Below are 23,470 nucleotides of genomic sequence, written 5' to 3' on the forward strand. Positions count from 1 at the left end.
GAGACTCCGGGACAGGGTGGAGGGCGTCGTTACGCGCGGCCCGGCCTCCCGGTCCAGCGAGGGTTCCGGGAAGGTCCCGGGCCTACAGCCCGAGCCGCGCCCAGGCCGCGCGCTCCTCCACCAGGGCCAGCCCCTCGGCCGTGGCGCCGCGCAGCAGGCGCAGCGGCAGCGGCGGCCGGCGCTGGCCGAGCGGCACCACCCGCGCCTTCTCGCCGAAGCGGCGCAGGATCTCGCCCCTGGCGTCGCCCAGCCGGTCGATCAGGCCGAGCGGCAGCGCCTCCCGCCCGGTCCAGAAGCGGCCCGTGAACAGCTCGTCCTCGGGCGCCGCCAGACGGGCGCCGCGCCGGGCCTTTACCCAACCGGCGAACTCGGCGTGCAGCGCCGAGAGCAGCGCCTCCAGCCGCGCCTGCTGCCAGGGCTCGACGGGGCGGAACGGGTCGAGGAAGGATTTCTGCCCCCCCGCCGTGGTCAGCCGCCGCTCGACGCCGAGCTTCTCCGCCAGCCCTTCCAGCCCGAAGCCCGCCGAGATGACACCGATGGAGCCCACGATCGAGGACGGGTCGGCCACGATCTCGTCCGCCGCGCAGGCGATCCAGTAGCCGCCCGAGGCCGCCGCGTCCTCGACGCAGGCGACGACCGGCACCTTGTGCTTCTCGGCCAGGGCGCGGATGCGCTGGCCGATCAGGCTGGACTGCACCGGCGAGCCGCCGGGCGAGTTGATGGCCAGCACCACGCCCGCGAGGCGCTTCAGCCCGAAGGTGCGCTCCAGCACGGGCGCGATGCCCTCGAGGCTCAGCCCGCCCGGGCCGAGGCCGCCCCGCGCGGCGATGACGCCCGAGAGGCGGACCAGCGCCACCTGCGGGGGGCGGCTCAGAAAGGGGATTTGCATGGGCCAAGAGATGACCACCTTTTCCGCCGGGGCAAGAAGTGCGACGAACGCGCGCCCCACCCACGGCCTGAGGAGAAGCCGCCCATGAAGACCCGCGCCGCGATTGCCTGGGAAGCCGGCAAGCCGCTGTCCATCGAGGAGGTGGACCTCGAAGGCCCGCGCGAGGGCGAGGTGCTGGTGGAGGTGAAGGCCACCGGCCTCTGCCACACCGACAAGTACACCCTCTCCGGCGCCGACCCGGAGGGCATCTTCCCCAGCATCCTCGGCCATGAGGGGGCGGGCGTCGTCGTCGATGTGGGCCCCGGGGTGAAGTCGCTCCGCAAGGGCGACCACGTCATTCCGCTCTACACGCCGGAATGCCGCGAGTGCGACTACTGCCTCAGCCAGAAGACCAACCTCTGCCAGAAGATCCGCGTGACCCAGGGCCGCGGGCTGATGCCGGACGGCACCAGCCGCTTCTCCTGCAACGGCAAGCCGATCCACCACTACATGGGCACCTCGACCTTCGCCAACCACACCGTGGTGCCGGAAATCGCGCTCGCGAAAATCCGGGAAGACGCGCCGTTCGACAAGGTCTGCTACATCGGCTGCGGCGTCACCACCGGGCTCGGCGCCGTGCTGTTCACCGCCAAGGTGGAGGCGGGCGCCAATGTCGTGGTGTTCGGCCTCGGCGGCATCGGGCTCAACGTCATCCAGGGCGCGCGGATGGTGGGGGCCGACATGATCGTGGGCGTGGACATCAACCCCGAGCGCGAGGCGATGGCCCGCCGGTTCGGCATGACCCACTTCGTCAACCCGAAGGAGGTGCAGGGCGACCTGGTCGGCCACCTCGTCGAGCTGACGAAGGGCGGCGCCGACTATTCCTTCGAGTGCGTCGGCAACACCACGCTGATGCGCCAGGCGCTGGAATGCTGCCACAAGGGCTGGGGCGTCTCCACCATCATCGGCGTGGCGGCGGCGGGGCAGGAGATCTCCACCCGGCCCTTCCAGCTCGTCACCGGCCGGCGCTGGATCGGCTCCGCCTTCGGCGGCGCGCGCGGGCGGACGGACGTGCCGAAGATCGTCGACTGGTACATGGACGGCAAGATCAACATCGACGACCTGATCACCCACACCATGCCGCTCGAGCGCATCAACGAGGGGTTCGACCTGATGACGCGGGGCGAGAGCATCCGCGGCGTCGTCATCTACTGAGGCGGGGTCTAGTGAAGCGGGCCGCGCGGGGCGGGTGCCTGCCCCGCGCGGCTCAACCGGCCGGGGCGGCCGCGCGTTGCACTGGTCCCGAGCCCGAGGAGCCGCGCCCCGTGACCCACCGCCCCGCCGCCCCGCCGGCCCTGCTCCTGGCCCTGTTCCTGGCACCGCTCCTGACCCTGGCGCCGTGCGCGGCCCCTGCCCTGGCCCGCGACCCCACCGGAGCCGAGCGCGCCCGGCTGGAGGCGGCGCTGCGGGCCGAGGGCTACCAGGACTGGGGCAGGGTCGGCCTGGAGGATGGCGTCTGGACGGTGGAAGGCGCCGTGGCCGGCGACGGCACGCGCCGCGATCTGCGCCTGACGCCCGACGCCCTGCGCAGCATCGCCACCGATCCCGAAAACCGGCCGGCGGGCGCGGAGGAGAGGGCGGAGATCGGCGCGGCGCTGCGCCACCTCGGCTACACGGATTTCGGCCGCGTCGCGCTGGAGGACGGGCTGTGGCGCGTGGCGCGCGCCCGCGCCAGCGACGGACAGGACTATACGCTGACGCTGGAGCAGGACAGCCTGCGCATCCTGCACCGCGAGGACGCGGATTGAAGCAAAGGAGGCCGCCATGGCCATCGACGGACTGAGCGACGAGACGATCCGCGAGGTGCTGCTGAACACGCGGCGCATCGCCGTGGTGGGTGCCTCGGCAAACCCGGCCCGCCCCTCCAACGAGGTAACGCGCTTCCTGGTGGGGCGCGGCTTCGAGGTGACGCCGGTCAACCCCGGCCTGGCCGGGCAGGTGCTGCACGGCAGCACCGTCGCCGCCTCGCTGGAGGCGGCGGGGCCGCTCGAGATGGTGGACATCTTCCGCCGCAGCGAGGAAGCCGGCGCGGTGGTGGACGAGGCGATCCGCCTCGGCGCGCGCTGCGTGTGGATGCAGCTCGGCGTCGTCGACCAGGCGGCGGCGGAACGGGCGCGCGCTGCCGGGCTGGTGGCGGTGATGGACCGCTGCCCGGTGATCGAATGGGCGCGCCTGCGGCTCTCCACCGCCGCCTGAGCGGTTCCGGGCATAGCGCGGGCGCGGCGTTTCGTGACAAAACATGTCCGGTTTTTAATTCCGCTTGAAAGCCAGCCCCCGGCAGGCCAGATGCCTGCCTCGCGCCCTGTGCATATGTGCCGGGTGCGGATGACAACCCGTCTGGAAAGGCCCCGCCTCGGGGATCGGACATGACCGAAGAAGAACGCCGCATCATTTCCGCCTTCGTGGAGCGCATGGCCGGGGTCTCCGCCCCGCAGCCGGCGCCCTCGCCCTGGGGCGGCAGCAGCGTGCCGGCCACCCAGTCCCGCCCGCCCCTGCCACCGGTCGACCCGGAGGCCGACCGCCTGATCGCCGATTTGTTCGCCCGCTACCCCGAGGCGCGCTACCGGCTCACGCAGACCGCCTTCGTGCAGGAGCACGCCCTGGTACAGGCGCAGAACCGCATCCAGGAGCTGGAGTGGCAGCTGGAGAACACCCAGCGCCAGGCCGAGGCGTCGCAGCAGCAGGGCCGGGGCGGCCTGTTCGGCGGCATGTTCGGCGGCGGCCAGCCGCGCCCGGTGCCGATGAGCCCCCGCCCGCAGCCGGTGCAGCCGCCGCAATACGTGCCGCCGGGCGCCATGCAGCAGAGCCGCGGCGGCGGCTTCCTCGGCTCGGCGCTGACCACGGCGGCGGGCGTCGCCGGCGGCATGGTGCTGGGCAACATGCTGATGGGTGCCTTCTCCGGCGGCGCGGCCGAGGCGGCCACCGCCGCGACGGACGCGGCCGGCAGCTTCGCGCAGGATGCCGTGCCGACCTCCAGCCCCTGGACCGACCCGGCCGCGCAGGATGCCGCGCCGGCCAGCGACAGCTACGGCAATGACGCCTATGGCGACACGGGCGGCTATGCCGACGATGCCGGCGCCGAGGATAGCGGGTTCGACGACGAGATCTGAGCCGCGCCCCGCGCGGCGCGGCCTCGGAGGAACGATGGGGCCGGGGGAGCGATCCCCCGGCCTTTTTTCATGCCCGCTTGCCGCCGGCGCCGGCACGGGCGAAAGCTGGCGCCATGCGCATCCCCGATCTCGACCTCGACCTGCTGCGCTGCTTCGTGCAGGTGGCCGAGCGCGGCGGCTTCACCGCCGGCGCCGCGGCGCTGGGCCTGACGCAATCGGCCGTCAGCCTGAAGGTGAAGCGGCTGGAGGAGCTGCTGCAGAAGCGCGTGCTGGAGCGCACCAGCCGCAGCATCGCGCTCACGCGGGAGGGCGAGACGCTGCTGGCCTATGCCCGCCGCATGCTGGCGCTGAACGACGAGGCGGTGCGCCGGCTGGTGGCACCGCCCGTGACGGGCCGGCTGCGGCTCGGCGTGGCGGACCATTTCGTGCCGCGCAACCTGGCGCCGATCCTGGCCCGCTTCGCCCGCACCTTCCCCGAGCTGCGGCTGGAGATCGAGGTGGGCCGCAGCCACGAGCTGCGCGCCTCGCAGGAGCGCGGCGCGCTGGACCTGGTGCTGGGCAAGCGGCGCGAGGGCGAGACGGAGGGCCGCCCGATCTGGACTGAGCCGATCGTCTGGGTGGCGCCGCCCGGCTGGATGCCGCCCGAGGGCCGCCCGCTCCCCGTGGCCATGCTGCCCCAGGGCTGCATGTTCCGCGACCGGGCGCTGGCCGCGCTGGCCCGCGCCGGGCTGGCCTTCGAGGTGGTCTATGTCTCGGCCAGCCTGCTCGGCGTGGCGGCGGCGGCGCAGGCGGGGCTGGCCGCCACGGTGCTCGGCCGCTCCGGCCTGCCGGAGGGGCTGGCCGAGCTTTCCGGCCTGCCCGGCCTCGGCGTGGCCGAGATGGCGGTGTTCGGCGACGCCACCAACCAGACACAGCTCGTCGAGCCGCTGATCGCGCTGATCCGCGAGAGCCTGGGCGGCTGAACGGCGCCCCGCCGGTTTGACAGGCCACGCGGCCCGGGCGCAGCCTTGCCCGGCAGTCCGCGCCCGAGGAAACACCATGGCCACGCCCGGCCCCGACACGTCGCATCCACGCCCCGGAGAGCCTCTCCCGCCGCCGCCCGACCGGGACTGGCGCATCATCGGCCTGATCGGCACCGGCCATTTCCTGTCGCATTTCTACATGCTGTGCCTGGCGCCGCTCTTCCCCATCTGGCGCGAGGAGTTCGGCGTCTCCTACGCGGCGCTCGGCCTGTCGGTCGCGCTGATGAGCGGCGTCACCGCCCTGTTGCAGACGCCGGTCGGCTTCCTGGTGGACCGGCACGGGGCGCGCCCCTACCTCATCGGCGGCACGCTGCTGATGACGCTCTCCATCTCCGCCATGGCCTTCGCGCCCAGCTACTGGGTGATCCTGGGGCTGGCCATGCTCTCGGGCATCGGCAACAGCGTCATCCACCCGGCCGACTACGCCATCCTCGCCGGCTCCATCAACAAGGCGCGCATGGGCCGCGCCTTCGCCTGGCACACGCTGACGGGCAATCTCGGCTTCGCGCTGGCGCCGCCCATCATCGTGGCCCTGGCCGCCACCATGGGCTGGCGCTGGGGGCTGATGCTGGTGGGGCTGCTCGGCCTGCCGGTGGTGGGCGCCATCCTGCTGCAGAGCCGCATCCTGGCCGACCAGCCGAAGGCGCGCGGGGCCAAGGCGGCCGAGGGCGGCGCGGCGGTGCTGCTCTCCCGCCCCATGCTGCTGTTCTTCGCCTTCTTCCTGCTCTCCTCCATGGCGGGCTCGGGCATCCAGGCCTTCGTCATCACGGTGCTGGACCAGCTCTGGGGCATCCCCATCGCCATGGGCTCCATGGCGCTCACCGGCTACATGATGGGCGCCACCGGCGGCGTGCTGGTGGGCGGCTGGTTCGCCGACCGCTACACGCGGCACGGCGCCTTCGTCATCGGCCTGACCCTGGTGGCGATGACGCTGATCCTGGCGCTCGGCGCGCTGCCCATCCCCGGGCCGCTGGCCGTGGCGCTGGCCCTCGGCGCGGGCCTCGCGCTGGGCGCCAGCCGCACCCCGCGCGACGTCATGGTGAAGGACGCGGCGCCGCCCGGGCAGATCGGCAAGGTGTTCGGCTTCATCTCCGCCGGCCTGCCGCTGGGCGGCGCGCTGACGCCGGTGCCCTTCGGCCTGCTGCTCGATGCCGGGCTGCCGCATCTGGTGCTGCCGCTGGTGGCGGTGCTGCTCGGCCTCTCGCTGCTCTGCATGGGCGGGGCGCGCGGCAGCGTCCGCGCCAGCCGCGCCCCCACCGCCGCCCCCGCCGAGTAGCGTGTCCGGCCTCGGCCTCCTGCTGGAGGTGCTGAACTGGGCCGGCTCGGCGGCCTTCGCCATCTCCGGCGCGCTGGTGGCCTCGCGCAAGCAGCTGGACCCGGTGGGGTTCATCCTGATCGCCGCCACCACCGCCTTCGGCGGCGGCACGGTGCGGGACGTGCTGCTGGGCCGCACCGCGGCCTGGCTCGGCACGCCGGGGCTGGCGCTGATGGTGGCGCTGCTGGCGCTGGCGGTGTTCTTCACCGCGCACCGGGTGGAGCGGCGCTTCGTGCCGCTGCTCTGGGCCGATGCGGTGGGCATGGCGCTCTTCGCCGTGCTGGGGGCGGAGGCGGCGCTCGGCGCGGGCGCCAGCCCCTGGGCGGCCATCCTGCTCGGCATGATCACCGCCACCTTCGGCGGCGCCCTGCGCGACGTGATCTGCGGCGAGTTGCCGCTGATCCTGCGGAAGGAAATCTACGCCACGGCGGCGGCGGCGGGGGCCGCGCTGTTCGTGGCGCTCACCCTGGCCGGCACCGACCGCGCCCTGGCGGTGTGCGCGGGCATGGGCGCCGCCTTCCTCATCCGGGCGGCGGCGCTGCGGCGGAGCTGGTCGCTGCCCACCTATAAATCCAGGGCGGGGCGGGATTATCCGGACCAAAGGCCAGGGAAATGAATTCCCCTGGACCCCTTCTTTTTTCTGTCAGTTTTTACCAGCCATTGATGCGGTTCCATACCGCCACGACCTGCCGGCTGCCATCGACCACGTGGTAGCGGTCGAAGGCCGCCGCCGTCAGGCAGGCATGGTTGGGGGCAACACGGACCAGGTCGCCCAGGTGCAGGTCCAGCAGGCCCTCGCCGCCGCGCGCCTCGCCATGCTCCTGGTGGGTGCGCACCACCAGCGCCTCGCCGAAGCACGGCGTGCCATCCGCGCCCAGTACCCGGCCGAACTGGTAGTCGCGCGGTGCGGCCTGGGTGCTGCGGTCCTTCGACAGCGCCAGCGCCCCGGCATCGAGCAGCACCGCCTGCCGCTCCGGCTTGCGGCCGGTGACGCTGGCCAGCACCGTCAGCGCGATGTCCTCCGGTTCATGCACGCCGAGCTGCATCTGCAACAGGTCGCCGAACATGTAGACGCCCGCCCGCACCTCGGTCACGCCATCCAGCCGCTCGGCATAAAGCACCGTGGGGGAGGAGCCGAGCGAGACGATGCCGACCCTGTGCCCGGCCGCGCGCAGCCGTTCCGCCGCCCCGGTGACGCCCGCCCGCTCCGTCTCGGCGATACGCGCCATCTCCGCCGCCGAACGCCCGGCATAGGAATGCCCGGCATGGGTCATCACGCCGGCCAGGCGCGGGCCGAGGATCGCCGCCAGCTCCGGCAGCAGGGCGGAATCAGGCGCCACGCCGCCCCGGCCCTCGCCCACATCCACCTCGACCAGCGCCGCCAGCGGGCCGGGATGCGCGGCCACGGCGCGCGCCACCTCGGCATCGTCCAGGATCACCTTCACGGCGGCGCCGGCGGCGTTCAGCGCGGCGATGGCATCGAGCTTCCGCGGCGTGACGCCCACGGCGTAGATCTGGTCCCGGTAGCCGCCTTCCGCGAAGTAGCGCGCCTCGGCCAGCGTCGAGACGGTGATGGGGCCGTGGCCGGGGGCGGCGAGCGCCGCCACCTCCAGGCTCTTGGCGGTCTTCATGTGCGGGCGCAGCACCACGCCGGGGTGGCGCGCCACCGCCGCCGCCATGCGCGCCAGGTTGCGCTTCAGGATGCCGAGGTCGAGCACCAGGGCCGGGGTGGGCAGGTCGTCGAGCGTGGTCATGCGGGGCTCCAGCGCGTCTCGGGGTCCAGCGGCAGCACGGGGCGCGGCAGCCTGGTCCAGGCGAAGCGGTCGAGGATGGGAGAGGTCAGGCCGGGCGCGTCCACCTCGACGATCCGGCTGCTGGAGAAGAACTCGTCGAAGCCGCCGCGGAAATGCCCGCGCGACTTCACCACCACCGCCCGCGCCGCGCCGATGTCGAGGCCCAGATGCTCGAGGAAGGCCGGGTCCGCGCATTGCGTGCGGCGGCTGATGACCACCACGGTGATGCCGCCCATCCGCAGCGCGGCGGTGGGGCCGAGCCGCATGGCGGTGTTGGCGAAGATGCCGCGCCGCCCTGTCACCCGCCCGTCCGAGAGCGCCACCACCTCCGCCTCGGCGGTGAAGGGGTGGGCGAAGCCCTCGCCCGCCTTGCCCCGGTTGAAGCGGGCGGTGAAGCGGGCGCCCTGCCCCAGCGCATGCGCCTCGGCGGCCAGCGCGGGGTCGTGGATGACGCCGAAGATCGCGCCCTGCACCCCCGCCTCGTGGAAGGCCCGCAGGATGAACATGGTGTTGCCGCCACCGCCGCCACCCGGGTTGTCCGCCACATCGGCGAAGGCCAGCGGCACCTCGGAGGTCTGCGCGCGCTCCACCGCCTCGGCCAGCGAGGTCAGCTTCGCCACGAAGCGGTCGCGCCGCGCCCAGGCGGCCTCGGCCAGCTCGGTGGCCAGCGCCTCGCAGGCCGCCGCGTCCGGGCCGGTGACGATGACGGCGAAGCCGTTGACGGGCGTGTCGCCATAGGCGAAGCCCGCCATGGCCGAGACATTGGCCACGCGCTCTGCCCCCAGTTCCGCCAGCCGCTCCTGCCCGAGGTCAATCACCTCCGCATAGGGGCCGTGGGCGGTCAGCAGGCTGACGGTGGGCGCCACGATGGGCAGCCGGCGGAAGGCGCGGTGGAAGCGCTCGCCCGCCAGCAGCCGGCGCATCAGCTGCGCGGATTCGGCGCCGCGCTCGCGCATGTCCAGATGCGGGTTGGTGCGGTAGCCCACGAAGGCGTCGCAGTCGCGCACCATGCCGTCCGAGACATTGGCGTGCAGGTCGTAGCTGCACACCAGCGGCACGCCCTCGCCCAGCACGTCGCGGATCAGCGCCTGCAGCGCGCCCTCGGGGTCGTCCATCTCCGTGGCGAGGCCGGCGCCGTGCATCACGCAATAGACGCCATCCACCGCGCCGCGCAGCGCCTCCAGCCCGGCGCGCCACTGTGCCAGCATGGCGTCGAACAGCGTCTGCTCCACCGGCCCGTTCGGCTCGGCCATGGCGAGCAGGAGGGGCAGCGGCCGCCACGGCCCGGCGGCGTCCATCTCCGCCACGAAGCCCGGCATCTCGGCCAGCGCCACGGGGGTGGCGGAGCGGGCATCCTCCAGGATCGCCTCCCCCTCCAGCCAGCAGCGGAAATCCTCCCGCCGCGCCACGGGGGCGAAGCGGTTGCACTCGATCGAGAAGCCCAGCAGGGCGATGCGCGGGGCGGCGGTCACAGGCTCACCCCCGCCAGCTCGGCATGGCGCTGCGTGGCCTTCAGGCCGCTGCCCGTCAGCACCACCACGGTGGTCTCCTCCTCGCGGATGGTGCCGTCCTCCAGCAGCCGGCCGAAGGCGGCGGCGGCCTGGGCGCAGGTCGGCTCGACGTAGAGGCCGCGCCGCGCCAAGCCGCGCGTGGCGCGGACGATCTCGGTCTCGCTCAGCAGCACGGCGCCGCCCCGGCTCTCGCGCAGCACCGCCAGCACCTCGGCCCGGCGCAGCGGCTGGGCGATGGCGGTGCCCTCGGCGATGGTGGGGATCGGGTCGGCGGCGTCCTCGCCCAGCCATTCGCGGGCGATCGGGCCGCAATTCTCCGGCTGCGCGGCGAAGATGCGCGGCAGGCGTCCGATCTCCCCCGCCCGCATCAGCTCGCCGAAGCCGATGCCGCAGCCCAGCACGTTGGAGCCGGCACCGCAGGGGACGATGACATTGTCCGGCGCGCGGAAGCCGAGATCCTCCCACAGCTCGTAGGCCAGTGTCTTGGTGCCGTGCAGGAAGAAGGGGTGCCAGTTGTGGCTGGCGTAGAAGATCTCCGCCGCCGGGTCGCTGCCCTCAGCGAGCGCCGCGTCGGCGCAATCCTGCCGGCTGCCCGGCACCAGCTGGATGCCGGCGCCCATGGCGCGGGACTGCACGGTCTTGGCCGGGCTGGTCGAGGCCGGCACCATGATCTTGGCGCGCATCCCGCCGGCGGCGGCATAGGTGGCGATGGCGGCGCCGCCATTGCCGGAGCTGTCCTCCAGCACCGCCTCGATGCCCTGGTCGCGCAGCAGCGAGAGCATCACCGAGGCGCCCCGGTCCTTGAAGCTGCCGCTCGGCATGAACCACTCGCACTTGAAGCGCACCGGCGCGCCGGCCCACTCCCCTTGCAGCAGGGGGGTGCAGCCCTCGCCCAGGCTGATCGGCGCCGCGGGCATGAAGGGCAGCGCGGCGGCATAGCGCCACAGGCTGCGCTCCCCGCCGGCGATGTCGGCCCGGGTGATGCCGGGCAGGTCGGTCAGCAGCAGGGGCTGGCCCTCGGGGCCACACCAGCGGGGGGTGTCGAGCGGCCAGGTGCGGCCGGAGCGGGGGTCGAGATAGGCGGCGTTCGGCATGATGAGACACCCTGGCTTGCGCAGGCGCGCCCGGCAAGGGTACCCCCTTGCCCCATGCAACACGCCGATGCCGTCGCCCGCCTCGCCGCCGACCTCGTCCGCCTGGACAGCCGCAGCTTTGTCTCCAACCGCGCGGTGGCCGACCGCATCGCGGCCGAGCTGGAGGGCTTCGCGCTGGAGCGGCTCGACTATGCGGACGCCGCCGGCGTGGCCAAGCAGGTGATCGTCGCGCATCGCGGCCCGCCCGGCGGGGTGGCGCTGTCCGGCCATATGGACACGGTGCCGGACACCGGCTGGACGGACGACCCCTTCTCGGGCCGCATCGACGCGGAAGGCGTGCTGCACGGCCTCGGCGCGGCCGACATGAAGGGGCCGCTCGCCGCCTGCATCGTGGCCGCCCGCACCCTGCCGGCGCACCTGCCCGCCACCCTCCTCATCACCACCGACGAGGAGACCACCAAGATGGGCGCGCGCCGCATCGCCGACCATTCCGCGCTCGCCCGCCAGGCGGCGCCACGCGGCATCGTGGTGGCCGAGCCCACGGGGATGCTGCCGGTGCGCGGCCACCGCAGCAACATCGACTTCATCGCAGTGGCGGAGGGGGTGCAGGCGCATTCCTCGCTCGGCGTGGGCCGCAACGCCAACTGGGCGCTGATCCCCTTCCTGGTGGAGATGCAGGCGCTGGCCGAGCGGCTGCGCGCGGACGCCAGCCTGCACGACGCCGCCTACGCGCCCCCCTTCAGCGACTTCAACCTGGTGCTCGACAACCACGGCGCGGCGATGAACGTGACGGTGCCGAAGGCCACCGCGCGCATCAAGTTCCGCTACAGCCGCAGCATCGACCCCAGCCCCATCGTGGCGGCGGTGGAGGCGGCCGCCGCGCGGGCCGGCGTGACGCTCGACGTCATCCGCCAGGGCCGCCCGCCCGAGACGCCTGCCGACCACCCCTTCATCCGCGCCGCCGAGGCCGCCACCGGCCACGCCGCCGAGACCCGCCCCTTCGGCACCGATGCCAGCGAGCTGCAGGAGATCGCCCCCTGCGTGATCCTGGGCCCGGATGTGATGGACACCGCCCACTCCCCGCGCGAGCGCGCCCACCTGGCGCGGCTGGCGGCGGCGGTGCCGGTGTTCCACCGGCTGATGGGCGGCTGACGGGCGGCTGACGGGCGGCTGGGGCCTCAGGACAGCGCGCGCAGCGCCGCGCGCAGCGCATCGGGCGGCACCGGCGCCGGCGCGGCGGCCAGCTCCGCCTCCACCACCCCATGCAGCGCGCGCCAGGCCGGCACGGCGCGGGCCAGCACCGCCTGCCCCTGCTCCGTCAGCGAGAGGCGGCGGCTGCGGCGGTCCTGCGGGTCGGTGCCGATGGCCACCAGCCCGTTCCGCTCCAGCGGCTTCAGTGCTGCGGTCAGGGTGGTGCGGTCCATGGCCAGCAGCGCCGCCACCGGGCCGAGGGGCGGCGGCTCCGGCCGGTTCAGCGCCATCAGCAGGGAGAACTGGCCGCTGGTCAGCCCCAGCGGGCGCAGCGCCTCGTCGAAGCGGCGGGCCAGGGCGCGCGCCGCGCGCTGCGTATGCAGGCAGAGGCAGGCATCCCGCACCTCCAGCGTCGTTGCGTAGGGCACATGTTTTGACATGCGGTGTTTATGTTGATATCAACGTAAAAATCAAGGGCGCAACGCCCGGAGAGCAGGGAAGGAAAGCAGGCATGCAGTATGTGGAAGGTTTCGTCCTGGCCGTGCCGGCCGGCAACAGGGAGGTCTATCGCCGCCACGCCGCCGAGGCGGCGGCGCTGTTCCGCGAGTTCGGCGCCACCCGCGTGGTGGAATGCTGGGGCGACGACGTGCCGGATGGCAAGGTCACCGACTTCCGCGGCGCGGTGAAGGCGGAGGCGGGCGAGACCGTTGTCTTCAGCTGGATGGAGTTCCCGAGCAAGGCGGTGCGCGACACGGTGCATGCGCGCGTCATGTCCGACCCGCGCATGAAGGCCATGATGAGCGGCGAGACGCCCATGCCCTTCGACGGCAAGCGCATGATCTATGGCGGCTTCACCACCCTCCTCGACAGCTGAGGCCGCCCTCCGGCGGCAGGCCTGCCGGGGCCGCGCGGGCGCCTCACTCCCCCGGCACGGCCTCGGGGGCCGGTTGCCCGGGGGCGTGCTGCGGCCGCGGCGGCGTCAGCGGCTCCGGCCCGATGAACGGGCCGCCCATCGCCTGAGCCGCCAGCCGCTCGCGGTCGCGCAGCCGCACCGCGTGCTCCGCTGTCTGCGCCTCCTCGCGCGGCAGGCCGAGCGCCAGCAGCGCCTCCCGCCCCAGCAGCAGCGCCGATTCCACCGTCTCGCGCACCGGGGCCTCGATGCCGCGCGCCATCAGCGCCAGGGCGTGCACCCGGTCATAGGCACGCACCAGGCAGGGCGTCTCGGGGAAGGCCTCCTGCACCACGGCCACCACGCGGTCGGTCACCTCCGGCCGGTCGGTGCAGACCACGATCATCCGCGCCCGCCCGGCGCCGGCGGCGCGCAGCACGTCGAGCCGCGTGCCGTCGCCGTAGTGCACGCGGGCACCGAAGCGGCCCGCCTCCTGGATGCGGTGGGTGTCGTTGTCGAGCAGGGTGAGCGAGAGGCCCTGGCGCAGCAGCACCTGCGAGACAAGCTGGCCGAAGCGGCCGAAGCCCACCACCAGCACGCTGCCGCGCGCGTCGGAGTAGTCCTCCTCCGGCATCGGGCGGCGGCACAGCGCCAGCAGGCGCGGCGCCAGCCGCAGCAGCGGCGGGGTGGTGGCCATGGAGAGGGTGACGAGCGCCACCAGCAGGCTGGCGAGCGAGGGCGCCATCACGCCCGCCGCCGCGGCCGCCGAATAGAGCACGAAGCCGAACTCGCCGCCCTGCGCCAGCACCAGCCCGACGCGCAGCGCGGTGGCCGGCGGGTGGCCGAAGGCACGCGCCGCGCCATAGGTGGCCAGCGCCTTCAGCGCCACCAGCAGCAGCACGCCGGCCAGCAGCAGCGGCGCCTGCGCCCAGACCACGCCGAGATCGACGCTCATCCCCACCGAGAGGAAGAACAGGCCGAGCAGCAGGCCGCGGAACGGCTCGATATCCGCCTCGAGCTCGTGCCGGTAGTTGGATTCGGCCAGCAGCACGCCGGCCAGGAAGGCGCCGAGCGCCATGGAGAGGCCGGCCAGCGCCATCAGCCCGGCGGCGCCCAGCACCACCAGCAGGGCGGCGGCGGTCATGATCTCGCGCGCGCCGGAGCGGGCCAGCAGGCCGAAGAGCGGGTTGAGCAGGTAGCGCCCCGCCAGCACCACCGCCGCCACCGCGCCTAAGCCCAGCGCCACCCCCACCCAGGCCGGATGCTCCGCCACCGCCGGGTGCGGCGAGAGGAAGGCCACCAGCGCCAGCAGCGGCACGATGGCGAGGTCCTGCAGCAGCAGCACGGCGAAGGCGGTGCGGCCATGCGGCGCTTCCAGCTCGCCCTTCTCCTCCAGCAGCTGCATCACCAGGGCGGTGGAGGAGAGCGCCAGCCCCAGCCCGGCCACCACCGCGGCCGCCCAGCCATGCCCGAGCAGCCAGGGCAGCGGCGCCAGCAGCGCGGCGCAGAGCAGCACCTGCGCCGTGCCGAGGCCGAGGATGTCCCGCCGCAGCGCCCAGAGCCGGCCGATGTTCAGCTCCAGCCCGATGATGAACAGCAGCAGCACGATGCCGAACTCGGCGATGCCGGCCACCCGCTCCGGCTCGCCGAACAGCCCGAGCCCCCAGGGCCCGATGACGATGCCCGCCGCGATGTAGCCCAGCACCGAGCCGAGACCCGCCCGCTTGGCCAGCGGCACGGCGATGACCGCCGCGCCCAGGAACACCATGGGCGCCAGGATGGGGGTAAGATGGCTGGCCTCGGCCATGAGGATGTTCCCTGCAGGTGGAGGGCCTGATTAGGGCACCCCGCGCACCACCCTGCAACGATGCCGCCGGCGGCCCATTTCCTCCCCGTCACACCGGACAAGTGAAGAGGAGCCTTCGATGAAAGGCATTGTGCTGCACGCCCCCGGCGGGCTGGACCGGCTGGAGCGGGCGGAGATGGACGACCCCGGCGCTCCCGGCCCCGGCGAGATCCGTGTCCGCCTCCACGCCAGCTCGCTGAACTACCACGATTACGGCGTGGTGGCCGGGCGGATGCCGACGGCGAATGGCCGCATCCCCATGTCGGACGGCGCCGGCGTGGTGGAGGCGGTGGGTGCCGGCGTGGCGGAGTTCGCGCCGGGGGACCATGTGGTCTCGGTGTTCTTCCCCACCTGGATGGACGGCGCGGCGACGCTCGGTGACTTCTCCACCGTGCCCGGCGACGGGGTGGACGGCTATGCGCGGCAGGCGGTGGTTCGCCCCGCCACCTGGTTCACCCGCGCGCCACGCGGCTGGAGCCATGCCGAGGCGGCGACGCTGACCACCGCCGGCCTCACCGCCTGGCGCGCCCTGGTGGGCGATGGCGCGCTGAAGGCGGGCGAGGTGGTGCTGGTGCTGGGCACCGGCGGCGTCTCGATCTTCGCGCTGCAATTCGCCCGCATGATGGGGGCGCAGGTGATCGTCACCTCCTCCTCGGACGAGAAGCTGGAGCGCGCCCGCGCCCTTGGCGCCGCGCACACCCTCAACTACCGCGAGCACGAGGATTGGGGCCGCCGGGCCCGGGACTGGACGGGCGGGCGCGGCGTCGATCACGTGGTGGAGGTGGGCGGGCCGGGCACCCTGGCGCAATCCATCCAGGCGGTGCGCGTCGGCGGCCACATCTCGCTGATCGGCGTGCTCACCGGGCGCGGCGGGGAGGTGCCGACCGCGGCGCTGATGGCGAAGCAGGCGCGGCTGCAGGGCCTCATCGTCGGCAGCCGGCGGCAGCAGCAGCAACTGGTGCGGGCGCTGGAGGCCACCGCGGTGAGGCCGGTGATCGACCGAAGCTTCACGCTGGAGGAAATCTCGGACGCCTTCCGCCACCAGGAGGCGGGGGCGCATTTCGGGAAGATCTGCCTGGAGTTCTAAGAAAGCCGTTCTTTTTTGGAAAAAAGAACCAAAAAACTTCTGTCAGTTGGCGTCACGCTGATGGCGAGGCGGGACGCCAAACTGACAAAGTCTTTTTGCTTCTTTTTCTTCAGAAAAAGAAGGTTCTTCTCTTACTCCAGCGTCTCCAGCAGCTCGCACAGCGTGCCGCAGCGCGGCGCCAGCTCGCGCCACAGGATGTGCTCGAACTCCGCATGGGCGCCGGCGCCGGAGCAGCCGAGGCCGTCCAGCGTGGGCACGCCCATGGCGGCGGTGAAGTTGCCGTCCGAGCCGCCGCCACGGTGCTGCTTCGGCAGGTCGTAGCCGAGCCGGGCGGCGATCTCCCGAGCGCGGGCGTAGAGCGCCAGGTTGCCCGGCCCCTCCTCCATCGGCGGGCGGTTGAGGCCGCCCTCCACGGCCACCGTGGTGCCCTCGGGCTGCGCGCCGGCCATGGCCTTGATGGCGGCCTCGATGCGCGCCCCGTCCTCCAGCGTGGCGACGCGGAAATCCACCTCGCACCCCGCCTCGTTCGGGATCACGTTGGGCCGGGTGCCACCCCAAATGGGCGCGCAGTTGGTGGTGGTGCCGCCGGGCAGGTCCACCAGCGCATGGATCCGCCCGATCAGCCGCGCCAGGGTGACGACGGCGCTGGCGCCGTCCTGCCAGTTGCCGCCGGCATGGGCGCTCTGCCCCTGCACGCGGATGGTGAAGCGCCCCACCCCCTTGCGCGCGGTGACACAGCACTTGTCCGCCCCGCCCGCCGGCTCCGGGATCAGCACGGCGCAGGCGCCCGCCGCCTCGCGCTCGATCAGCGCCCGGCTGGTGCCGCTGCCCACCTCCTCGTCCGAGGTCAGCAGCAGGGTGATGGGGCTCTTCGTCGCCACCTTCTGCCGCAGGATCTCCCGCACCGAGTGGAAGGCGAAGAAGCTGCCGGCCTTCATGTCGTAGATGCCGGGGCCATAGGCCTTCTCCCCTTCCACGCGGAAGGGGATGGTGTTGGCCAGCGTGCCGTGGTCCCACACCGTGTCCAGGTGGCCGGCCACCAGAACGGGCTTTCCGGCGCCGGGGGTGCGCGCCACCAGGTGGTCGCCGAAGCCGCGCGTGCCGGGGATGCGCTCGACCACCGCGCCCACCGCGCGCAGCTCGGCCTCGGCCTTGTCCATCAGCCCGTTGATGGCGGAGGGGTCGGTGGTGGGGGTCTCGTGCTCCACCCAGCCGCGGAGTTCCTCCAGCAGGCGTTCGCTGGTGCCGAGTTCGGTGACAGGCATGGGGCCGTTCGCTCCTTCCGGTTGGGCCGGCGGTTGTCGCGCCCCATGGCCGGCTTGTCCATCCGGGCGCCCGCCGCTAAGGCATTGGTCTTCTTTCCCCGGCGGCCGGGCGAACCCGGCCTGGCGGCCAACCGGAATGACTGTGCCGATGAAGCGTGTCTGTGTGTTCTGCGGCTCCAACCCCGGCCTGAACCCGGCCTATGCCGCCGCCGCCCGCGCCATGGGGCGCGCCATCGCGGCGCAGGGCCTCGGCCTCGTCTATGGCGGCGGCCATGTCGGGCTGATGGGCATCGTGGCCGACGCCGCCATGCGCGGCGGCGCCGAGGTCATCGGCATCATCCCCGAGACGCTGATGAAGCGCGAGGTCGGGCATGGCGCCATCACCGACCTGCGGGTGGTCTCCACCATGCATGAGCGCAAGGCGATGATGGCCGACCTGGCGGATGGCTTCGTCGTGCTGCCGGGCGGCATCGGCACGCTGGAGGAGGCGGTGGAGGCCTTCACCTGGACGCAGCTCGGCATCCACGACAAGGGCCTCGTCTTCCTCGACACCGCCGGCTACTGGCAGAGCCTGTCGTCGGTGTTCGACCACATGGTGGCCGAGGGCTTCCTGCACGAGAAGCACCGCGCCATGGTCACCTTCGCCGAGAACCCGGACGCGGCGCTGGAGGCGCTGGCCCGCTTCACGCCGGTGACGGTGGAGAAATGGGCCGAGAAGACGCAGCGCTGAGCCCCGCCGCGATGGGTGCCGCCCCGCCATGATCCTCTCGGACTGGAAAGCCATCCCCGAGGCCGCGCGCGGCGCCACCGTGGCGCTCGGCAATTTCGACGGCGTGCATCTCGGCCACCGCGCCGTGCTGCGCGCCGCCCATGCCGCGCGGCCCGGGCTGAAGCTGGTGGCGCTGACCTTCGAGCCGCACCCGCGCGAGCATTTCCGCCCCGACGACCCGCCCTTCCGCCTCACCCTGGCCGAGGCCAAGGCGCGGGCGCTGATGGCGGCGGGCGCCGACTTCGTGCTGGCCCTGCCTTTCGACGCCGCCCTGGCCGCCATGCCGGCGGAGGCCTTCGTCTCCGAGGTGCTGCACGGCGCGCTCGATGCCCGCCATCTCTCCTGCGGCGCCGATTTCGCCTTCGGCCACCGCCGCGGCGGCGACGTGGCCTTCCTCGCCGCACGGGCCGAGGCGCTAGGCATGGGCCTCTCCGTGGTGCCGCCGGTGACGGATGCGGGCGGCCCCCTCTCCTCCTCGCGCATCCGCCGCGTGCTGCAGGATGGCTACCCGGAGCGCGCCGCGCAGAAGCTCGGCCGGCCGTGGGAGATCTGCGGCACGGTGAGCCATGGCGACAAGCGCGGCCGCACCATCGGCTTCCCCACCGCCAACATCCCGCTCGGGCGGCACCTGGAGCCGGCGCGCGGCGTCTACGCCATCCGCGCCTCGCTGGCCGATGGGCAGGTGGTGCCGGGGGTGGCCAATATCGGGCTGCGCCCCACCGTGGGCGGCACGGAAAGCCGGGTGGAGGCGCATCTCTTCGACTACCAGGGCGACCTCTACGGGCAGGAGGTCTCGGTGGCGCTGCTGCACTTCCTCCGCCCCGAGAAGCGCTTCGCCGGCCTGCCGGAGCTGGTGGCGCAGATCGGGGCCGACGCCGCCGAGGCCCGCCGCCTGCTGCTGGGCTGAAGGCGCGGCGGGAAGGGCCCTATTCCTTCCCGAAGCCCAGCGCCCGCAGCGCCGCGATGCTGCCCGCCGCCGAACGGTGATGCACGAAGACGCCGCCCTTCTTCTCCCACCCCTCGGCGGCGCTCGCCCGGTCATCGACCAGGACATGCCCCGGCCCGGACCAGCGCGGCTTCTCGCGGCTCATGCAGGTGATGACGGGCACATGCGCCCCCAGCATCCGCGCCACCCAGCGGCGCTTCTGCTCCGGCGCCCAGGCGCCGAGCGGCAGGCCGGTGAGGATGGTGGGGTGGCAGGGCGCGCAGAAGCGCCAGAGCTCCTGCGCGTCGTGCATGAACTCCAGCGTCTCGAAGAAGCGCGGCGCGCGGGCGAGCGCGGCCCACATGGTCCTGAGGGGCAGCGCCTCGGGCCGCTGGCCGGTGATGGCGTGCACGCCGCGGTCGAAATCGGCCAGCACGCCGTCGAGGTCGAGAAAGAGCGGGGGCATGGGCGGGCTCCGGCAAAAGGGGTCCGGCGGAGGGGGCTCCCGCATCTGGCGCGGCCCGGCGCCGCCGGCAAGCGGCGCCGAGTCTCCCTTGACCCCTGCCGCGCGGGGTCGCAAAACGCCGCCATGTCCCGGACGCAGCCTCGGCCGCAGGCGCCCCTGCTGGCGGCGCGAATTAGCTGCCCGGTCCTCGGCCAGGCTTCCTGGCGAGGGCCGGGTTCGCCGACGCGCGCTGCCTTCTTCATGCCCTGAAGCCCGCCCACCCTGGCGGCATGTGGACCTCCCGATGACCGACGCTCCTGGCCGCGACTACCGCGGCACCGTGTTCCTGCCGCAGACCCCCTTCCCGATGCGCGGCGACCTGCCGAAGCGCGAGCCCGGCTGGCTGGAGCGGTGGGAGAAGATCGGGCTGTGGGACCGCCTGCGCGCCCAGTCGGCGGGGCGGGAGAAATTCGTGCTGCATGACGGCCCGCCCTACGCCAATGGCGCGCTGCATATCGGCCACGCGCTGAACAAGGTGCTGAAGGACGTCATCAACCGCGCCGCCCAGATGAGCGGCAAGGACGCCGAGTACATCCCCGGCTGGGACTGCCACGGCCTGCCGATCGAGTGGAAGGTCGAGGAGGAGTACCGCAACCCCAAGGGCAAGTACCAGGGCGGGCGGGACAAGGACGCCGTGCCGGTGCTGGAGTTCCGCGCCGAATGCCGCGCCTACGCCGCCCACTGGCTGGACGTGCAGCGCGAGGAGTTCAAGCGCCTCGGCGTCGCCGGCGACTGGGCCGGGCGCTACGCCACCATGGACTTCCCCTCGGAAGCCGCCATCGCCGGCGAGATCGGCAAGTTCCTGATGAACGGCTCCCTCTACCGCGGCCTGCGCCCGGTGATGTGGAGCCCGGTGGAAAAGACCGCCCTGGCCGAGGCTGAGGTCGAGTACCACGACCACAAGTCGGCCATCCTCTACACCGGCTTCCCCATCGTGACGGCGGCCGCCCCGGACCTGGTGGGCGCCGAGGCCGTCATCTGGACCACCACCCCCTGGACCATCCCGGCGAACCGCGCGCTCGCCTATGGCGGGGAGATCGACTACGCGCTGCTGACGGTGGATGGCGTGGCGGAGGGCACCACCCTGGTCCGCCCCGGCCAGCGCTTCATCGTGGCCGAGGCGCTGATCGGCGCCTTCGCCAAGGAGGTGGGGCTGGCCGCCTTCAGCGTGACGCGCGTGTTCAAGGGCACGGAGCTGGCCGGCGCCATCGCGGCCCACCCGCTGCGGAGCTGGGAAGGAAACCAGGGCGGCTACCAGTTCGAGGTGCCGCTGCTGGAGGGCGAGTTCGTCACCACCGAGGCGGGCACCGGCCTTGTCCACATGGCCCCCGCCCATGGCGAGGACGATTTCCACCTGACCCGCGCCCATGGCATCGCCGTGCCGGAATGCGTGGGGGATGACGGCACCTACACGGTGCAGGCGCCGGGCTTCGCGGGGCTGCACGTGTTCAAGGCGCATGACGCGGTGTGGGCGGCGCTGGAGGCCACCGGCCACCTCGCCGGAAAGGGCTTCATCACCCACAGCTACCCGCATAGCTGGCGCTCGAAGAAGCCGGTGATCTTCCGCGCGACGCCGCAATGGTTCATCGCCATGGACGATGCCAACCAGATCCGCGCCAAGTCGCTCCAGGCCATCGCCGAGACGCATTTCGTGCCGGACATGGGCCGCAACCGCATCGGCTCGATGGTGGCGGCGCGGCCGGACTGGTGCATCAGCCGCCAGCGCGCCTGGGGCGTGCCCATCGCCGTCTTCGTCGAGAAGCGCACCGGCGAGGTGCTGCGCGACCAGGCGGTGCTGGACCGCGTCTGCGCCGCCTTCGCCGAGGAAGGCGCGGATGCCTGGTACAGGCCCGGCGCCGCCGCCCGCTTCCTCGGCCCGGACCGTGACCCGGACGCCTATGAGCAGGTGATGGACATCGTCGATGTCTGGTTCGAATCCGGCTCGACCCACGCCTTCGTGCTGCGCGACCGCGGCCTGCCGGTGCCGGCCGACCTCTACCTGGAGGGCTCGGACCAGCATCGCGGCTGGTTCCACTCCTCCCTGCTGGAGAGCGTCGGCGCCAACGGCCACGCCCCGTTCAAGGCGATCCTGACGCACGGCTTCGTCCTGGACGAGACCGGCCGGAAGATGTCGAAGTCGCTCGGCAACGTCACCGCGCCGCAGGAGGTGACGAAGCAGTACGGCGCCGACATCCTCCGCCTCTGGGTGATGAACTCGGACACGGCGGACGACCTGCGCATCGGCAAGAACATCCTGGCGCAGCAGGCGGAGCTGTACCGCCGCATCCGCAACACGCTGCGCTGGCTGCTCGGCAACCTCGACGGCTTCGAGGAGGGCGAGAAGCTCCCCCATGCCGAGCTGCCCGAGCTGGAGCGCTGGGTGCTGCACCGCCTGACCGAGCTGGACGGCCGGCTGCGCAAGGCGGTGCGGGATTACGACTGGAACGGCGTCTACCCCGAGATCCACGCCTTCTGCGCCACGGACCTCTCCGCCTTCTACTTCGACATCCGCAAGGACAGCCTCTACTGCGACGCGGCGGACAGCCCGCGCCGCCGCGCCGCCCGTACCGTGCTGGACGCGCTGCACCGCTGCCTGACCACCTGGCTCGCCCCCGTCATGCCCTTCACGGCGGAGGAGGCCTGGCTGGCCCGCTTCCCCTCCGAGGATGGCTCCGTCCACCTCGAGGATTTCTTCGCCGTGCCGGCGGAGTGGCGGGACGAGGCGCTGGCCGCCAAATGGGAACAGGTGCGGGAAGCGCGCCGCGGCGCCACCCAGCTGCTGGAGCTGGACCGCAAGGAGGGCCGCATCGGCTCCTCGCTGCAGGCGCGGGTGCGCTTCGGCGCGGCAGGCGAGGCCGCCCGGCTGCTGCCGCCGGAACTGTGGGAAGAGGTGCTGATCGTCTCCGAGGTGGCCATCGAGCCGCCCGGCGAGGCGCAGCCCGAGGTCGCCACCGACCTCGCGCCCGGCCAGAAATGCGAGCGCTGCTGGCGCGTTCTGCCCGAGGTCGGCGCCTCAGCCGCCCACCCCACCCTCTGCCGCCGCTGCGAGGCGGTGGTGGAGAGCGCCGCCGCATGAGCCCGAATGGCATGAGCCCGAGCGGCGTGAGCCTGGGCGCATGAGCCTGAAGCTGGGGCTGCCGATCGCCGCCGGGCTGCTGGTGGCCGACCAGGCCAGCAAGTGGTGGGTCCTGGAGGTGCTGCGCCTGCCGGAGCGCTTCCAGGTGAAGCTGCTCGATTTCGGCAGCTTCGGCTTCGACTTCACCATGGTCTGGAACCGCGGCGTCACCTTCGGCCTGCTGGCGGGGGACACGGTCTGGCACCGCGCCGGCCTCGCCCTGCTGGCGCTGGCCGTCGTCGCCTTCCTGCTGCGCTGGCTGGCCCGGGCCGAGAACCGCCTCACCGCCGTGGCGCTCGGCGGCATCGTCGGCGGCGCCATCGGCAACGTCATCGACCGGCTGCGCTTCGGCGCGGTGGTGGATTTCGCCGATTTCTGGGTGGGCTCCTTCCACTGGTACGTGTTCAACCTCGCCGATGCCGCCATTGTGCTCGGCGTGGTGGCGCTGATCGCCGACGCCTTGTTCCGCCCCCGACAGACGGCTAAGGAAACGCCATGAGGCTGCTCCCCTTCCGCATCCCGGCTCTTCCCGGGGCCCGCGCCGCCCTCCTGCCGCTCGCCTGCGGTCTGCTGCTCTCCGGCTGCGGCTCGGACACGGCCCGCACCCTCGGCTTCACGCGCGACGCGCCGGACGAGTTCAGCGTGGTCACCCGCGCCCCGCTCTCCCTGCCGCCGACGCTGGGGGACCTGCCGCCGCCGCGGCCCGGCACCCCCCGCCCGCAGGAGCTGCGCGGCCGCGCCGCCGGCGAGGCCACGGTGGCGCCAGGCGCCGCCTTCGGCGTCGGCGCCTCCAGCGCCCCCTCCTCGGGCGAGATGGCGCTGCTGGCCGAGGCCGGGCCGCGCGTCCCCACCGGCATCCGCGGCCAGGTGGACGAGGAGAGCACCCGCCTCGACCAGCCCGACCGCAGCGTGGTGGACCGGCTGATGTTCTGGCGCGACGCCCCGGCGCCCGGCGTGGCGGTGGACCCGCAGCGCGAGTCGCAGCGCCTGCGCGAGAATTCCGCCCTCGGCCGCGAGCCGGTGGATGGCGAGACCCCGGTGATCCAGCGGCGCCGCGAGGGCCTGTTCGAGAGGCTGTTCTGAACGGCCCGGCGCCGGATCTGCC

The 23,470-nt window shown here is 73.1% G+C and carries 23 protein-coding genes; 15 read left to right on the forward strand and 8 right to left on the reverse strand.

Annotated elements, in window-relative coordinates; genetic code table 11:
* Window positions 1–82: 82 nt before the first annotated feature.
* Entirely contained in the window at window positions 83–889 is an 807-nt protein-coding gene (locus ACFOY6_RS07825; RefSeq protein WP_379649992.1) for a S49 family peptidase, read from the reverse strand.
* A gap of 84 nt (window positions 890–973) precedes the next feature.
* On the opposite strand from ACFOY6_RS07825, the gene ACFOY6_RS07830 reads away from it, so the two are divergent.
* From ACFOY6_RS07830 to ACFOY6_RS07860, 7 genes are all read left to right on the forward strand, one after another.
* Window positions 974–2,083, forward strand: coding sequence for an S-(hydroxymethyl)glutathione dehydrogenase/class III alcohol dehydrogenase (locus ACFOY6_RS07830; RefSeq protein WP_379632674.1), 1,110 nt, complete (start codon window positions 974–976; stop codon window positions 2,081–2,083).
* 110 nt (window positions 2,084–2,193) lie between these two features.
* A complete protein-coding gene (locus ACFOY6_RS07835) occupies window positions 2,194–2,676 on the forward strand; it encodes a hypothetical protein (protein WP_379632672.1) in 483 nt (160 codons plus the stop codon).
* Between the two features lie 16 nt (window positions 2,677–2,692).
* Window positions 2,693–3,124, forward strand: a complete 432-nt coding sequence (locus ACFOY6_RS07840; protein WP_379649994.1) for a CoA-binding protein — start codon at window positions 2,693–2,695, stop codon at window positions 3,122–3,124.
* Between the two features lie 170 nt (window positions 3,125–3,294).
* Window positions 3,295–4,038 carry a DUF2076 domain-containing protein gene (locus tag ACFOY6_RS07845; RefSeq protein WP_379632668.1) on the forward strand — a complete coding sequence of 248 codons (744 nt, stop codon included), beginning with the start codon at window positions 3,295–3,297 and terminating at the stop codon, window positions 4,036–4,038.
* 113 nt (window positions 4,039–4,151) lie between these two features.
* Window positions 4,152–5,000, forward strand: coding sequence for a LysR family transcriptional regulator (locus tag ACFOY6_RS07850; protein ID WP_109516779.1), 849 nt, complete (start codon window positions 4,152–4,154; stop codon window positions 4,998–5,000).
* Window positions 5,001–5,076: 76 nt separating this feature from the next.
* Window positions 5,077–6,336: an MFS transporter gene (locus tag ACFOY6_RS07855; RefSeq protein WP_109516778.1), complete on the forward strand. Its 1,260-nt coding sequence runs from the start codon at window positions 5,077–5,079 to the stop codon at window positions 6,334–6,336.
* A 1-nt stretch (window position 6,337) separates the two neighbouring features.
* On the forward strand, window positions 6,338–6,991 hold the full coding sequence (locus tag ACFOY6_RS07860) for a trimeric intracellular cation channel family protein (RefSeq protein WP_379632665.1): 654 nt from the start codon (window positions 6,338–6,340) through the stop codon (window positions 6,989–6,991).
* Window positions 6,992–7,025: 34 nt separating this feature from the next.
* Here the strand turns inward: ACFOY6_RS07860 and ACFOY6_RS07865 are convergent, their stop codons facing one another.
* Genes ACFOY6_RS07865 through ACFOY6_RS07875 form a run of 3 tightly spaced genes read right to left on the reverse strand, consistent with a single transcriptional unit; the run spans window position 7,026 to window position 10,773 of the window.
* Window positions 7,026–8,129, reverse strand: coding sequence for an alanine racemase (locus ACFOY6_RS07865; RefSeq protein WP_379649997.1), 1,104 nt, complete (start codon window positions 8,127–8,129; stop codon window positions 7,026–7,028).
* Window positions 8,126–9,640 (reverse strand): M81 family metallopeptidase, encoded by a 1,515-nt coding sequence (locus ACFOY6_RS07870; RefSeq protein WP_379649999.1) that lies wholly within the window; start codon window positions 9,638–9,640, stop codon window positions 8,126–8,128. Before ACFOY6_RS07870 ends, ACFOY6_RS07865 begins: the two co-directional genes overlap by 4 nt.
* Entirely contained in the window at window positions 9,637–10,773 is a 1,137-nt protein-coding gene (locus tag ACFOY6_RS07875; protein WP_379650001.1) for a threonine synthase, read from the reverse strand. Before ACFOY6_RS07875 ends, ACFOY6_RS07870 begins: the two co-directional genes overlap by 4 nt.
* Window positions 10,774–10,827: 54 nt before the next feature.
* On the opposite strand from ACFOY6_RS07875, the gene ACFOY6_RS07880 reads away from it, so the two are divergent.
* A complete protein-coding gene (locus ACFOY6_RS07880; protein ID WP_379650003.1) occupies window positions 10,828–11,925 on the forward strand; it encodes a M20 family metallopeptidase in 1,098 nt (365 codons plus the stop codon).
* 26 nt (window positions 11,926–11,951) lie between these two features.
* Here the strand turns inward: ACFOY6_RS07880 and ACFOY6_RS07885 are convergent, their stop codons facing one another.
* The gene (locus ACFOY6_RS07885) at window positions 11,952–12,404 is read right to left on the reverse strand and encodes a MarR family winged helix-turn-helix transcriptional regulator (protein WP_109516773.1); all 453 of its coding nucleotides are present in this window, start codon (window positions 12,402–12,404) and stop codon (window positions 11,952–11,954) included.
* A gap of 71 nt (window positions 12,405–12,475) precedes the next feature.
* On the opposite strand from ACFOY6_RS07885, the gene ACFOY6_RS07890 reads away from it, so the two are divergent.
* Complete coding sequence (locus tag ACFOY6_RS07890; RefSeq protein ID WP_379632656.1) at window positions 12,476–12,838, forward strand: DUF1428 domain-containing protein; 363 nt, start codon at window positions 12,476–12,478, stop codon at window positions 12,836–12,838.
* Between the two features lie 43 nt (window positions 12,839–12,881).
* Here the strand turns inward: ACFOY6_RS07890 and ACFOY6_RS07895 are convergent, their stop codons facing one another.
* Complete coding sequence (locus tag ACFOY6_RS07895) at window positions 12,882–14,660, reverse strand: monovalent cation:proton antiporter-2 (CPA2) family protein (protein WP_379650005.1); 1,779 nt, start codon at window positions 14,658–14,660, stop codon at window positions 12,882–12,884.
* 118 nt (window positions 14,661–14,778) lie between these two features.
* On the opposite strand from ACFOY6_RS07895, the gene ACFOY6_RS07900 reads away from it, so the two are divergent.
* Window positions 14,779–15,786 carry a zinc-dependent alcohol dehydrogenase family protein gene (locus ACFOY6_RS07900; RefSeq protein ID WP_379632650.1) on the forward strand — a complete coding sequence of 336 codons (1,008 nt, stop codon included), beginning with the start codon at window positions 14,779–14,781 and terminating at the stop codon, window positions 15,784–15,786.
* Window positions 15,787–15,917: 131 nt separating this feature from the next.
* Here ACFOY6_RS07900 and ACFOY6_RS07905 read toward each other — a convergent pair whose 3' ends face one another.
* Entirely contained in the window at window positions 15,918–17,051 is a 1,134-nt protein-coding gene (locus ACFOY6_RS07905; protein ID WP_379632648.1) for a M20 family metallopeptidase, read from the reverse strand.
* A 148-nt stretch (window positions 17,052–17,199) separates the two neighbouring features.
* Here ACFOY6_RS07905 and ACFOY6_RS07910 point away from each other — a divergent pair, with 148 nt between their 5' ends.
* Both ACFOY6_RS07910 and ACFOY6_RS07915 read left to right on the forward strand, forming a co-directional pair.
* Complete coding sequence (locus ACFOY6_RS07910) at window positions 17,200–17,781, forward strand: LOG family protein (RefSeq protein ID WP_379650008.1); 582 nt, start codon at window positions 17,200–17,202, stop codon at window positions 17,779–17,781.
* Window positions 17,782–17,809: 28 nt separating this feature from the next.
* Window positions 17,810–18,727, forward strand: coding sequence for a bifunctional riboflavin kinase/FAD synthetase (locus ACFOY6_RS07915; protein WP_379650010.1), 918 nt, complete (start codon window positions 17,810–17,812; stop codon window positions 18,725–18,727).
* Between the two features lie 19 nt (window positions 18,728–18,746).
* Here ACFOY6_RS07915 and ACFOY6_RS07920 read toward each other — a convergent pair whose 3' ends face one another.
* Entirely contained in the window at window positions 18,747–19,211 is a 465-nt protein-coding gene (locus tag ACFOY6_RS07920) for a hypothetical protein (RefSeq protein ID WP_109516766.1), read from the reverse strand.
* Window positions 19,212–19,494: 283 nt separating this feature from the next.
* Between ACFOY6_RS07920 and ileS the strand changes: the two genes are divergently transcribed.
* The 3 genes from ileS to ACFOY6_RS07935 are packed head-to-tail and all read left to right on the forward strand — an operon-like array spanning window position 19,495 to window position 23,448.
* Entirely contained in the window at window positions 19,495–22,326 is a 2,832-nt protein-coding gene (ileS, locus tag ACFOY6_RS07925) for an isoleucine--tRNA ligase (protein WP_379650012.1), read from the forward strand.
* 40 nt (window positions 22,327–22,366) lie between these two features.
* On the forward strand, window positions 22,367–22,864 hold the full coding sequence (gene lspA / locus ACFOY6_RS07930; protein WP_109516764.1) for a signal peptidase II: 498 nt from the start codon (window positions 22,367–22,369) through the stop codon (window positions 22,862–22,864).
* A complete protein-coding gene (locus ACFOY6_RS07935; RefSeq protein WP_109516763.1) occupies window positions 22,861–23,448 on the forward strand; it encodes a DUF3035 domain-containing protein in 588 nt (195 codons plus the stop codon). Before lspA ends, ACFOY6_RS07935 begins: the two co-directional genes overlap by 4 nt.
* Window positions 23,449–23,470: the final 22 nt, after the last annotated feature.

The organism is Teichococcus aestuarii (genome assembly GCF_042651065.1).
GTDB lineage: Bacteria > Pseudomonadota > Alphaproteobacteria > Acetobacterales > Acetobacteraceae > Pseudoroseomonas > Pseudoroseomonas aestuarii.